General features: G+C 52.8%; 9 protein-coding genes. 1 reads left to right on the top strand and 8 read right to left on the bottom strand.

The features are described from left to right. Nucleotides 1-30: 30 nt before the first annotated feature. The 3 genes from L215_RS0105305 to murG are packed head-to-tail and all read right to left on the bottom strand — an operon-like array spanning nucleotide 31 to nucleotide 3,341. The gene (locus L215_RS0105305; protein ID WP_025882661.1) at nucleotides 31-810 is read right to left on the bottom strand and encodes a cell division protein FtsQ/DivIB; all 780 of its coding nucleotides are present in this window, start codon (nucleotides 808-810) and stop codon (nucleotides 31-33) included. A 9-nt stretch (nucleotides 811-819) separates the two neighbouring features. After that, the gene (gene murC / locus L215_RS0105300; protein WP_025882662.1) at nucleotides 820-2,193 is read right to left on the bottom strand and encodes a UDP-N-acetylmuramate--L-alanine ligase; all 1,374 of its coding nucleotides are present in this window, start codon (nucleotides 2,191-2,193) and stop codon (nucleotides 820-822) included. Between the two features lie 35 nt (nucleotides 2,194-2,228). After that, nucleotides 2,229-3,341 (bottom strand): undecaprenyldiphospho-muramoylpentapeptide beta-N-acetylglucosaminyltransferase, encoded by a 1,113-nt coding sequence (gene murG, locus L215_RS0105295; protein WP_025882663.1) that lies wholly within the window; start codon nucleotides 3,339-3,341, stop codon nucleotides 2,229-2,231. 392 nt (nucleotides 3,342-3,733) lie between these two features. Here murG and L215_RS0105290 point away from each other — a divergent pair, with 392 nt between their 5' ends. After that, on the top strand, nucleotides 3,734-4,633 hold the full coding sequence (locus L215_RS0105290; protein WP_025882664.1) for an Ig-like domain-containing protein: 900 nt from the start codon (nucleotides 3,734-3,736) through the stop codon (nucleotides 4,631-4,633). A gap of 153 nt (nucleotides 4,634-4,786) precedes the next feature. Here the strand turns inward: L215_RS0105290 and dnaB are convergent, their stop codons facing one another. From dnaB to L215_RS0105265, 5 genes are all read right to left on the bottom strand, one after another. Next, nucleotides 4,787-6,379, bottom strand: a complete 1,593-nt coding sequence (gene dnaB, locus L215_RS0105285; protein ID WP_027451459.1) for a replicative DNA helicase — start codon at nucleotides 6,377-6,379, stop codon at nucleotides 4,787-4,789. Nucleotides 6,380-6,481: 102 nt separating this feature from the next. Further along, complete coding sequence (lepA, locus tag L215_RS0105280; protein WP_025882666.1) at nucleotides 6,482-8,269, bottom strand: translation elongation factor 4; 1,788 nt, start codon at nucleotides 8,267-8,269, stop codon at nucleotides 6,482-6,484. A gap of 100 nt (nucleotides 8,270-8,369) precedes the next feature. After that, nucleotides 8,370-9,095, bottom strand: a complete 726-nt coding sequence (locus tag L215_RS0105275; protein WP_027451458.1) for a YebC/PmpR family DNA-binding transcriptional regulator — start codon at nucleotides 9,093-9,095, stop codon at nucleotides 8,370-8,372. A gap of 72 nt (nucleotides 9,096-9,167) precedes the next feature. Continuing rightward, the gene (gene pheT / locus L215_RS0105270; protein WP_027451457.1) at nucleotides 9,168-11,657 is read right to left on the bottom strand and encodes a phenylalanine--tRNA ligase subunit beta; all 2,490 of its coding nucleotides are present in this window, start codon (nucleotides 11,655-11,657) and stop codon (nucleotides 9,168-9,170) included. 62 nt (nucleotides 11,658-11,719) lie between these two features. After that, nucleotides 11,720-12,640, bottom strand: coding sequence for a mechanosensitive ion channel family protein (locus tag L215_RS0105265; protein ID WP_025882667.1), 921 nt, complete (start codon nucleotides 12,638-12,640; stop codon nucleotides 11,720-11,722). Nucleotides 12,641-13,509: the final 869 nt, after the last annotated feature.

Genomic DNA, 13,509 nt, shown 5'->3' with positions numbered 1-13,509 from the left:
AGTGCTTGCGATTAAGTCGTGAGAGTGGTATTATAAAGTCTGTGCCGGGAGGCTTGGTTGGGAGTGTTGTAGCGCTCCCTCCTCTGACGGGACAGTTACTATCTGGTCTTTGTACTCCAAATTTACTGAAATAAAGCTATTCCAGCCAAATATGGGGATCACCTGCTCTACGAAGAGCTTGAGCTTGTCCAGCTTCTCCTTCCAGTTGGAGCTAGAGCCGAGGATAATCTCCGTATTACTAGCTCGTGGCGTGGCTATGACCCCTCGGTATGGGTCTACATAGATGTGTATGAATAGATCTCGCCAGAGAGGGTCAGAGAGGATTAGCTGCATCAGTGGGTAGAGCTGATGAGAGGCTTGCTTTACAGATACGCTCCCGCTGACTGGCAGGAAGGTCGTATAGTAGTCCTCACTACGCTCTATCGGGACCACCGTCTGATCCTTGCAGACGAAGTAGTTACCCTGTGGTGTGAGGAGCGTAAAGAGCGGTTCGCGCTGTAGCATGGATACGTGCAGCACACCACCCGGAGTGGTGTAGAGGTCTATATGGCTAAAGAGTCCGTTGCGTATCAGCTGTGACTCGATAGCCATCGTGGAGAGTGAGTCTACCGACTGACCTATGGGACGAAAGCCTAGCGCCTTCAGTTCGCTCACGAGATCTCGCTCCGGCATCAAGGGGTGCTCCCCCTCATACCTAATATCCGCCTTCACGTCGACGATACGTGCTGGCGCTATCTGAGGAGGCACGAGTGCCATGTAGCAGAGTAGTCCTACGAGGAGCAGAGCGAGAGAGAGATATAGGTAGCGCATACCTTATTGTTATAGTGTAGCTAGATAATCTCTGATCGGGAGGACCAGCTTGTCAATGTCTCCTGCACCGACCGTGACCACCACTCGTGGTAGTTCTATCTGTCGAAGCAGAGGGAGCAGCTCCTCCTTGGTACATAGCCAGCGATGTGGCGCTGTCAGCTCCTTGTATATAAGCTCCGATGTGACGCCAGGCATAGGCTCCTCACGGGCTGGGTAAATGTCTAGCACGATCACCTGATCTACATGTGAGAGGCTCTTGGCAAAGTCCTGATAAAAGTCTGCCGTGCGCGAGTAGAGATGTGGCTGAAAGATAGCCAGCACATCCTCCGAGCCGTAGATCTCCTTGATCGAGCGAATGGAACTGTCTAGCTCCACTGGGTGATGCGCATAGTCATCGATGAGTAGGTGACGATCCGTCTGCAGTACCAGCTCGAAGCGTCGCTTGGTACCTCGAAAGCTCTCCACGCCTCGTACGATGTCAGCAGGAGCGACCCCGTTGAGATAAGCGATGGTCATAGCTGCCGTAGCATTCTCTAGGTTAGTACGTACAGGCACCCCGAGAGCGACCTGCTCCAGATGAAGCCCCGCCTCTGGGTAGTGCCAGTCGAAGCGGATCGTCCCATCTCCGACGGTCACATGGTCGTAGTAAACGTCCGCCGTAGAGGCACTGCCATAGGTCAATGTGCGTACGCCCTCAGCTAGGTGTGGCTTGATCGGTAGCCCTTCCTTCATCAGTAGCGTGCCACCAGGCTGTATTTGGCTACAAAACTCTTCAAAGCCTGCTAGGTACCCCGCATAGTCTCCGTAGATGTCTAGGTGATCCGCATCGGTCGAGGTCACTACAGCCATATAGGGGTTGAGGTGTAGGAACGAGCGGTCATACTCGTCCGCCTCTACCACCAGCAGATCGGAGTGGTCGGAGTAGATAAAGTTAGATCCCGTATCCACAGCCAGCCCGCCGATGAATGCGGTACAGCCCACCTCCTTGGCACCATCTAGGATATGCGCTAGCATGTTGGTCGTCGTGGTCTTGCCATGCGAACCAGCAACAGCCAGTGTGCGGTAGCTCTCGGCTATGACGCCAAGCGCCTCAGCGCGCTTTAGCACACGGAAGTGATGACTACGCAGATAGCATAGCTCAGGGTGGTCGTGCGGTATAGCAGGCGTGTAGATGACTAGCGTATTATCAGGAGTCATCGGAGCGCTCTCCAGCCACGAGGCATCGCTGTCGTAGTGTATAGCGATGCCTAGCTGCTCTAGCTCGTCGGTGTACATGTTGTGTGAGCGGTCGTAGCCCGACACGTTGTATCCCTTGAGGTGATAGTAACGTGCTAGAGCACTCATGCCAGCACCTCCGATACCGATAAAATAAACGTAACTCATGCGTTAGCGAATGGTCTTTGCAAAGTAAAAAGAGACTACCACAGTAGCTCCATCTGATCCACGATGCGCTCTACAGCTTGCGGTGTAGCAAGGTCACGGAGCGCCGCCTTCATCTCCTCTCTCCGCGTCTCATCTTTGAGTAGCTCAGTGATGGTTAGCCCCATCTGACCTACCGCTTCGCTGTCGGGAAGGAGTATTGCAGCGCCACGAGTAGAGAGTGCACGCGCATTTTTCGTCTGATGATCCTCAGCCACATTGGGCGAAGGAATTAGGATGGCTGGTAGCTCCGAGAGACAAAGCTCCGAGACGCTCAGGGCACCCGCACGAGACACCGCTACATCGGCCAGACGGTAAGCTAGATCCATGCGCTCTACGTATGCCGAGACGTAAGCTCGCTTGCTAATATCATACTCCTTGATCAGCTCCTGTGCTTCATGCTCGTAGCTACGTCCCGTCTGCCAGATCAATTGATAGCCTAGCTTGCTCCACTCAGGTAGCGCAGCCACGACCGACTCATTGATCGTCCTAGCCCCTAGACTACCGCCCATGACCAAGATAGTACGTGACAGTGAAGAGGGGAGCGCAAAGTAAGCGCACGCCTCCTCACGAGTCGTATGGTTGTACTCGATAGCGTGGCGTACAGGATTGCCCGTTAGGATGATCCGATCACTCGGGAAGAAGCGCTCCATACCTGGGTAAGCGACGCAGATACACTTCGCCTCACGAGCCAGGAACTTATTGGTCACGCCGGCATAGCTATTTTGCTCCTGTAGGAGCGTTGGGATACCGCTACGCTGAGCCTCCTTGAGCGTAGGGGCGCTCGCATAGCCACCCACACCGACGGCTAGATCGGGGTGAAAGTCTGCCAAAGTCTTGCGAACCATCAGGCGGCTCTTGATCAGAGAGTGCAGCACCTTAAAGTTGCGCCAGAGACGCTTGCGATCCATCCCCATGACAGGCAGGCCTACGATCTCATAGCCTGCAGCGGGGACACGCTCCATCTCCATACGTCCCAGAGCTCCGACGAAAAGTATCTGACTCTCGGGATAGCGTCGACGCACCTCGTCGGCAATAGCTAGGGCGGGGTTGATATGTCCACCAGTACCGCCTCCGCTGATGATCACTCTAGGTTTGTTTGGCTCTTGCATAGCACGATGAGATCGATAAAGTCTACTGAGATAAAAAAGGTCTGTCGCAGTCAGCGCTAGCTAGCCCGACTGCTATCGCTTACAAATGTACGAAAAAGCACTCAACCGCCTGCCTCTCCTCCGTTTCATGCGGACGAAACTTTATTTTCATACGGAGGAAAATCGATTTTCATACGGGAGAAAATCCATTTTCATAAGGAGGAAACAAGCAAAGGTACGGCTAGGGGGGCGAATCCGCCTGGACAGGCTCGGGAACTTCCAACGACAATACCTCAGGAGAAAACATGATTCGTCGGCGTATTTTCCGCGCAATCGTAGACCGTATCTAATGTAAAAACGGTACCTTTGCACCACTACTTAATCACATAACGCTAAGCAATACAAACTATCTTATGAAACAAAAGATCTGTCTGCTCCTAGTAGCTTTAGCTACGCTAACGCTTTTCGGAGCTTGCAACAAGAACGCAGAACCAACTAACGGTAATGTTCGACTCAGTGTGAAGCCTGACCATGTACTGCTACAAGTCGGTGGTAAGAAGCAGCTGACTATCTTGACCAAGCCTAGTGGTGTCGCTTACAGCTGCACTTCCTCTGATAAGTCAGTAGCTACGGTGGACAATCAGGGTCTAGTAACTGGAGTCAAGGGCGGCGAGGCTGTCATCACGGTAGTGGCTAAGGATCAAACCAAGACTGTCAATGTGACCGTTGTCGACCCAAATGCCGCTTCAGAGAAGCGCTACATCGGCTTAAATAGTCCAAACAAAACTATCTATCCGATATATATCCCCGTCTTATCTTCTGATCTAGCTGACAGTAAGGAGGCTCAGAATCAGCTCATTGCTGCCAACTTAAAGTATGGCTGGACGCTTCATACCAATGAGGGTGGCGACGAAGATGATCATAAGATAATTCGCATGCAGGCTCCTAAAGATGAGAAGGGCAAATATACAGACGATCGCTACATCATAGAACTCTTTTACCACTTTAGGAAGAAGGATGATGTGTACTTCGACTGCTGGACGAAACCTATCTTTAAGAAAGATGTCGTCAAGGCTGCTCACGAGGGATCTGAGGAGGATATCAAGGTGCTCCGAGATCTCCTGACCCTCTACGGCTTTACAGAAAATCTGCAACCATCAAAGTATAGCAAAGGAACGCTAAACTATGAGGGGTACAATATGAAGCAGTTCCCCGAGGGGCCAATGTGGGGCTCTATCTACTGTACGAAAGTAGATGGCGAAGATGCGTATTATCTAGAGTTCCAGGTAGTCCAAAAAGCTCCGAAGAAATAATACTCTCTAGAAGAGCTACTCATACAAACGAAGAGAATACTCAACCGCATCAAGCAGTTGAGTATTCTCTTCGTTTTAAGCTGTCGCAAAGGCGCGACAGTGGCAGGTATCGTAGGGTATGCTCTGCGCTAGTAGGAGACTTTTGCAACAGTCTCAGTAGGGGAAGTCGCTCTCCTCGTCGTCAGAGGCCATCGGGTTGAAGTCAGAGGCTCCGACGTTAAAGGTTTGCCCGAAGGGACTGCCAGCTTCTGCGCCTGGCGTGACTCCTGGCGTGGCAGAGGATGTCTGTCTAGCTTTGACACCATTGATCTGGGAGGTGTAGTGCATGTTTGCCTCTTCGAGTGGGTAGAACTTGGCAAACTCGCCTCGGAAGCCGATACGCACATCGCCGATAGGACCGTTACGGTGCTTGGCAATGATGAAGTAGCCGATGCCCTTGGTGTCTCCGTTGTCATCCTGCATGATACCATAGACCTCGGGTCTGTGCAGGAAGCAGACCATATCGGCATCCTGCTCGATAGCGCCTGACTCACGCAGGTCGGAGAGCTGAGGCACCTTGCTATTGGTCCCGCTATCGTTCTTGCGGAGCTCGACAGCACGGTTGAGCTGTGAGAGAGCGATGATGGGGATGTCAAGCTCCTTGGCAAGCATCTTGAGCGAGCGGGAGATGGTACTCACCTCTTGCTCACGGTTGCCAAAGTTCATCCCGCTGGCATTCATGAGCTGGAGGTAGTCGATGATGATGATCTTGATGTCGTGTTCCCGTACGAGACGGCGTACCTTGGTACGTAGCTCGAAGACGGAGAGGCTAGGGGTGTCGTCGATGTAGAGGGGGGTATTCTCCAAGACGCTGATGCGCTCATCAAGCTGGGTCCACTCAAACTGCTCGAGCTGACCGCTCTTGAGCTTTTCGCCAGGGAGCTCACAGACGTTACTGATGAGACGCTTGACTAGCTGTACGCTGCTCATCTCTAGGTTGAAGAGGGCTACGGGGATCTTATTGTCCACAGCAATGTACTTGGCCATGGAGAGGACGAAGGCTGTCTTACCGATAGCGGGGCGCGCAGCGATGATGATGAGGTCTGACTTCTGCCACCCAGCTGTCATCGCATCGATGCCGTCAAAGCCGGAGGAGATACCGCTGATACCCTCGGCACTATTGGCGGCAGCCTTGATATCATCGATGGCAACTTTGAGGACTGTATTGATCGGCTGTACGTCTTTGCGTAGATGCTTCTGCGAGAGGGCAAAGAGTGCACCCTCAGCAGTCTCCATCTGATCCTCTATGTCGATGGTATCTTCGTAGGCAGATGTGAGCACCTCGGTAGAGAACTTGATCAGGTTGCGACTGAGGGCTTTTTGCGCCACAATCATGGCGTGGTACTCGAGGTTGGCCGCACTGATGACACGGTTGGAGAGGTCGACGAGGAAGGGCATCCCCCCGACCTGATCCAGCTTGCCATCACGCTGTAGTCGCTGGCTGACGGTATGTAGGTCTATCGGCTGCTCCTCCAGACTGAGGTCACGCATGACCTCAAAGATGATCTGGTGCGCATTGATATAGAAGCTCTCGGGCTCTAGGATGGTGCTGATCTCAGAGAAGGCCTCCTTCTCTAGTAATATGGCGCCCAGCACAGCCTCCTCAATGTCTGTGGCTTGAGGTGGTACGCGTCCCTCGGTCGTGCGGTCGAGAGAGGCTTGCGGCTTGCGGAGCTGCTTCTGCTGTGTAGGCTTTAGGGATGGCATGATCTAGATGGTTTGGCTAGGTAAGTGTTGCGTGCGGGGGCAAGTGGGTAGCCTAGACGTTGGAGCCTAGGCTGAGGAGATGAAATGAGTTGTGGAGGGGCTTTAGTCGAGCTTGAGGACAGCGAGGAAGGCTTTCTGCGGTATCTCCACGTTGCCGATCTGCTTCATACGCTTTTTACCCTCTTTCTGCTTCTCTAGTAGCTTACGCTTACGGCTGATATCACCACCGTAGCACTTGGCTGTCACATCTTTGCGAACCGCCTTGACGGTCTCACGGGCGATGATCTTAGCACCGATGGCGGCTTGGATGGCTATGTCAAACTGCTGGCGCGGGATGAGCTCCTTGAGCTTCTCGCACATACGGCGACCGAAGGGGACGCTATTGTCAAAGTGCGTCAGCGTCGAGAGCGCATCGACGGGCTCGCCATTGAGGAGGATGTCTAGCTTGACCAACTTGGAGGGACGGAAGTCGCTCAGATGATAGTCAAAGGAAGCGTAACCTCGTGAGATACTCTTGAGCTTGTCATAGAAGTCGATGACGATCTCCCCAAGCGGCAGATCGAAGTAGATCTCGACACGATTGCCACTGATGTACTCCTGCTTGATGAGGATGCCACGCTTGTCGAGGCAGAGCGTCATGATAGGTCCGATGTAAGTGGTATCTGTGATGATCGTGGCTCGTATGTACGGCTCATCGATGTGATCGATCTGCATCGGATCGGGCAGACCAGACGGGTTGTGCACCTCGGTCACGCCACCCTTCTTGTCGTAAACCATGTAGGAGACGTTGGGGACGGTCGTGATGACGTTCATATTGAACTCACGGTCGAGACGCTCCTGAATGATCTCCATATGGAGCAACCCGAGGAACCCGCAGCGGAAGCCGAAGCCTAGTGCTGCGGAGCTTTCGGGCGTAAAGGTGAGCGAAGCATCGTTGAGCTGTAGCTTCTCGAGCGAAGCGCGCAGGTCCTCAAAGTCTTCCGTGTCGATGGGGTAGACACCAGCGAAGACCATCGGCTTGACCTCCTCAAAGCCTGCGATAGCCTCTGAGGCGGGTCGCTGTATGTGTGTGATCGTATCACCCACCTTGACTTCTTTGCTGGTCTTGATGCCAGAGATGATGTAGCCCACGTCGCCTGTGTTGACCCGATCTCTCGGCATCATGTCAAGTTTGAGCACGCCCACCTCATCAGCGTCGTACTCCATGCCTGTATTGATGAACTTGACTTTGTCGCCCTTAGCAATAGAGCCGTTGACAATCTTATAGTAAGCGATGATGCCACGGAAGGGGTTGAAGACGGAGTCGAAGATAAGCGCCTGCAAGGGAGCTTCGGGGTCACCCACAGGTGCTGGCACACGCTCTACGATGGCGTCGAGGATTTCGTTGACACCCTGTCCCGTCTTACCACTCGCAAAGAGTACTTCGTCTGGATCTACTCCCAGCAGACTGACGATCTGGTCCTGCACCTCTTCGGGAGAAGCGCCTGGCAGGTCGATCTTGTTGACCACAGGTATGATGGTCAGGTCATGATCGATCGCCATGTAGAGGTTGCTGATGGTCTGCGCTTGTATTCCTTGCGAAGCGTCCACAATGAGTAGCGCCCCCTCACATGCAGCTATGGAGCGAGACACCTCGTAGCTGAAGTCCACGTGTCCTGGCGTGTCAATCAGATTGAGCGTGTACTCCACATCATCCTTAGTATAGGACATCTGTATGGCGTGGCTCTTGATGGTGATGCCACGCTCACGCTCTAGATCCATATTGTCCAGGACTTGGTCCTGCAGATCCTTCTTTTGGACAGTACCTGTGTACTCCAGAAGACGATCGGCGAGGGTACTCTTGCCGTGATCAATGTGAGCTATGATACAAAAGTTACGTATGTGCTGCATGTGCTAAAGGGGTTCGTGCGCTAAACAAAGAGCAACAGTGCTACAGCTTATCTGCTGTAAGAAAGGAAATAAAGGACGGAACCGAGAGGGGAGGTGAAGATTACTCCTCTTCGTCCTCCATATTGGTGAAGACGTTCTGCACATCTTCATCCTCTTCGAGTCGCTCGATGAGCTTGTTGAGCTCTTCGCGCTCCTCAGCGCTGACCGAGCGGGTATCGTTGGGGACACGGATGAACTCGACCGAGCTAATCTCAAATCCTAGCTCCTCGAGCTTGGCCTGGAGAGCACCGTTCTGAGAGAAGTCGCCCTCGATGACCCACTCCTCCTCGTCTTGCTCTATATCCTCCACACCATAGTCGATCAAGTCTAGGATCAGCTCCTCCTGGTCTATCTCTGCTTTGGGCTGAACGTGGAAGACGCAGCGGTGGTCAAAGAGAAACTCCAAGCTACCCGTCGTACCGAGGTTGCCGCCAAACTTATTAAAGTAGCTACGCACGTTGGCGACCGTGCGAGTCGTATTGTCTGTTGCCGTCTCTACAAAGATGGCGATGCCATGCGGACCGTAGCCCTCATAGTTCATCTCCTTATAGTCGGTGTTGCTGTCCTTGTCGGTAGCCTTTTTGATAGCACGCTCCACGTTCTCCTTAGGCATGTTCTCCTTCTTTGCCGTCTGGACGAGGACACGTAGTCGTGGGTTGGTGTCAGGATCAGGTCCGCCAGCCTTAACGGCAATGGTGATCTCCTTACCTAGCTTCGTGAAGACACGAGCCATGTTGCCCCAACGCTTTAGTTTGCGTGCTTTACGATATTCAAATGCTCTTCCCATGATTGGATTGGATACTTAACTATGTTAGTTGATTTATATGTCAGATGATTGGATAAGCTAGTCTAGTCTAGCCTAGCGAAGCGTGGCGTGGTACTCCTGCTCGATGGCTTGCCAGATGCGCTTCATAGCGGCATCGATCTGGGCATCTCGTAGGGTGCCCTTGTCGTCACGTAGGTAGAAGCTCAAGGCGTAGCTCTTCTTGCCTGAGGGTAGCTCCTTGCCCGTGTAGACATCAAAGAGTTCAACCCGCTGAAGCAGCTTACGCTCAGCCTTGCGAGCGGTGCTAGCCAATGCTTCGTAGGTAATGTTGTTGTCGATGAGCAGCGCTAAGTCACGCTTCACCGTTGGGAACTTGCTGAGCTCCGTGCTGACCACCTTGTGCTGTAGCAGATGAGCCATCAAGGTGTCGCTGTATAACTCGGCGTAGTAGACAGGCTGCTTGATGTCGCACTTGGTAAGCCAGTAGTTACTAATGACTCCTACGTAGGCGAGGTTCTTGCCCTCTCTATCGGTGTAGCAGACTACGTCGCTCCATAGATCGTGGCATTCGGCTGGTGTAGTCACCGAGTAGTCTTCTGTCGTAAAGCCCATATGCGCTAGGAGCTTCTCGACGACCCCTCGCAGCATATAGGGAGAAGTCTCTTCGCCAGCGGTCGTCCAGCTGTTTGGCATGAGCGTCCCCGAGAGCCACAGCCCTAGTCTGTGCGCCTGGGTATACTGGTCTAGGGGTGTAGTTGCCTGGTCGTTCTGCTTATAGCGGTAGACGTTACCCCACTCATAGAGTGCGCAGTAAGGTTGCTTGCGGTGTACATTGTCAGAGATCGTCTCTAGGCCACCCACGAGGAGGGTGGGGCGTAGCACGTTGAGCTCTTGGCTCAGCGGATTCTCTATCGGCACGAGTTGGTTAGGGTCAAAAGCCTTTTGCCCCTCAAAGTATTGCCGGGAGGTGAGCGAATTGTTCAATATCTCCCGATAGCCAAAGCCTGTGAGTAGCTCCGAGAGCTTGAGCTGAGCGTGATAGATATGGTCTTGGTCGCTCTGCTTAGAGAGACTCGCATGCACATAACCCGATAGCGGGACGGCATTGTAACCGTAGATGCGTAGCACCTCCTCGACGACATCCACTGGGCGTGTCACATCGTAGCGATAGCGAGGTACAGAGATGGCAAAAGCTCCACCCTCCACAGCCTTAGGCGACATCTCTAGAGCGTCTAAGATGAGCTGTAGTTGCTCTGCCGTCAGGTCACGACCGATGGTCCGAGAGACATAGTCCGTAGAGATTGTCAACTCTACTGGATCTAGGTGCATACGATAGTGATCCACCGTCTCACCTGCTAGCGTACCTCCGCAGATCTCCTGAATAAGAGATACAGCGCGCTGGAGCGCCCAGTCAGTCGCCTCGGGATCTAGTCCACGCTCGAAGCGGAAGGAGGAGTCGGTGCTCAGCCCGTGACTTCGAGCAGCGCGACGTGTGATCGTCGGATTGAAGTTGGCCGCCTCTATAAATATGTCTGTCGTCTCCATCGTCACGCCCGAGTCCAGTCCGCCCATCACGCCTCCGATGCAAAGCGGTGTGAGCTGGCTGTCGCAGATCATATTCTCCATGCCTGTGAGCTTATGCTCTACACCATCCAAGGTGGTAAAAGGCGTGCCAGCAGGGAGATGAGCTATGCGCAGCTTCCCGCCAGCAATCTTCTGAGCGTCAAAGGCGTGTAGCGGTTGTCCGATCTCATGTAAGACGAAGTTAGTCACATCAACCACCGCATTGATAGGACGCTGGCCGATACTTTGGAGTCGTTCCTTGAGCCAGTCTGGGCTCTCGACACACTTCAGACCACGTATCGTCACCCCCTGGTAGCGAGGGCAATCTTCAGCGGAGACCTCCATCTCAACCTGTATGGCAGAAGCCTTCGCATCAACCGACTGAGGCTTCGTCAGGGTAGGACGCTCCGCACGGATTACCTGACCCTCACGATAGGAGTAGTAAGCCGCAAGGTCGCGCGCCACGCCATAGTGCGAGGTCGCGTCGACACGGTTAGGCGTTATGTCTATCTCTATGACGGTGTCACTGGCTAGGTCAAAGTAGTCAGCCGCCGGTGTCCCAGGCCGCACCGTCTCATCCTCTAGCACCCAGATGCCAGAGCTGTCAGTCCCCATACCTATCTCCACTTGCGAGCAAATCATACCCATGCTAGGCTCGCCACGTAGCTTAGACTTTTTGATCTTAAAAGGCTCGCCATCGGGTCCGTATAGGGTGGTGCCGACAGTAGCGACGACGACCGTCTGACCGGCAGCCACATTGGGCGCTCCACAGACGATCTGCACAGGCTCCTCCTCGCCGAGATCGACCGTGCAGACATGCAGGTGGTCGGAGTTAGGGTGGGGGATGCACGTGAGCGTGCGTCCTATGACGATACCACGCAGACCGCCTCGTACAGACTCCGTCTGCTCGACGCCAGCCACCTCAAGACCGATGGCCGTGAGCGTCTCCGCCACTTCATTTGGATTAGAACCCTCTAGACGAGGTAGGTATTGCTGTAACCAGTTGAAAGATATATTCATACGAATCAGACATGGGCTCTCTAGGAGCCGATGAATAGAGTTAGAAAGCGAGACACAAGAGACTAGTCGTCAGACTTGGTCTCCTTATTATATGGAGTGCTATTACGTAGCTCAACCTTAGAGTATGGACGTGGGAAGCCTTCGCCCGTAAAGAGCTCGGTAGCTCTACCATTGAAATCCCAGAAGAGATCCCACATATTGTCATTGGTACACCACACGCGGATCATGATCGTATAGTTGCTCTCCGTCATATCCGAGATGACGGCTAGCACCCCTTGATCTGTTAGCACGCGCGGATCCTTGAGAAGCTCCGTGAGGAGGATCCCCTTGGCCCGCTCGAAAGGCACGTCGTAGTCCACGAGAAACTTCCACTGACACCGTCTATTAGGCATCTCGGAGGTGTTCTTGATGATGTTGGTGCTCAGATTACCATTAGGCAAGTAGATCTTTGTATTGTCCGTAGTGGTGATAGAGGTGTGGAAGATACCGATATCATATACCGTACCCTCGACATCTTGGTAAACAATGTAGTCGCCAATGCGGAAGGGGTGTGTGATCAAGATGATAGCTCCACCAGCGAAGTTTTGCAACTGACCAGAGAGAGCCATACCGATAGCCACACCGAGAGAGGCGAGCAAGGCAGCGAAGGATACAGCTGCAAAGCCAAGGATATTGATCACCACAATGATCAGTACAATCCAGAGCCCCGCACGCGCTATCGATCGGACGAAGTGCCGCAAGCCAAGCGCCTGGACACGCCTGTCAAGGAGTCGGGTGATGCCCTTCATGATAAGACCTATCAGCCAGCGACCGATATAGAATATGACGAGTGCTAGCAGTACGCGGATACCTATATCAAGAGCTTTATCAACCCAAGAGCCGAGCGTGTCAGCTAGGTTGAAGTTGACGATACTATCTACGATCTCATCCTTCGTGAGAGCCGAGTCGGGGATGATAATGTTTTCGGGGTTTATCTCAGGCATACGTTTCTATTTCGTTGTGGCTATCGCTCGTGCGACAGCATTCAGTTAGCAGTGCCAAAGGTACAAAAAAGCGACAACCTAACCTCACAGCAAAGGTTAGCGTAGATTCAACTATCAAATGCAACTGAATTGGTTTCGTCTAGTTTTTGACAAAAAAGGTTCATCCGAGATTCTGTGTGATGACTTAACTGTGGGCTAAGAAAGAAGCTGGCTCTATCTTTAGAACCTTTGAAAAAGTGGCGTAAAGGTCAAATTTTACTGCTCCCATACGACAACGCAATTGTATCCCTCCAACTCCTCAAACCTTACGAGTCACGATTGATAGGGAATCCCACCCGCTAATTCCTAATCTGTGGGGTGTCATCGAGCGGGGACGTTGTCTGTGTCGTCTGTATCGTGCTGACTCTGTTATACATACGAGTTCCAAAAACAGTTCCCCTCTTGGAACTTTTTAGTTCCAAGGGAGGAACTTTTTAGTTCCAGCGGAGGAACTTTTCAGTTCCAAGGGAGGAACTTGACGAGTGATACGACTAACCTGTCCTCTTCCTGAAAAAAGTACACAGTTGGGGAGGTGTTACTGAGATGGTACTCGGGTTATTTTTGTTAGTCCTGGGAGTGTACTCATCTGTTAGTTTTGCTCCTGCTGGGGTACATGACTTGTGGTCGTCTTTACTGCGGAGGTACACAAAGATAGCTCTTTGTTGGGAGTTGGGCGGCATGGGCTCGGAGTTTTGAGGCTCGGAGCTTTTGGTGAATTGTTCTTAGATGTCTGTTTCTTAGATGGTTGTGTTGTTAGAGGGTTGGGGTAATCCGGTATGAGCATCTGCATCGGAGTCTTCTTGTTGAGGGCTCGATGAGGACGCGCTGTG

The organism is Porphyromonas uenonis DSM 23387 = JCM 13868 (assembly GCF_000482365.1).
Lineage (GTDB): Bacteria > Bacteroidota > Bacteroidia > Bacteroidales > Porphyromonadaceae > Porphyromonas > Porphyromonas uenonis.
This window is presented reverse-complemented; position numbering and strand designations above follow the sequence as displayed.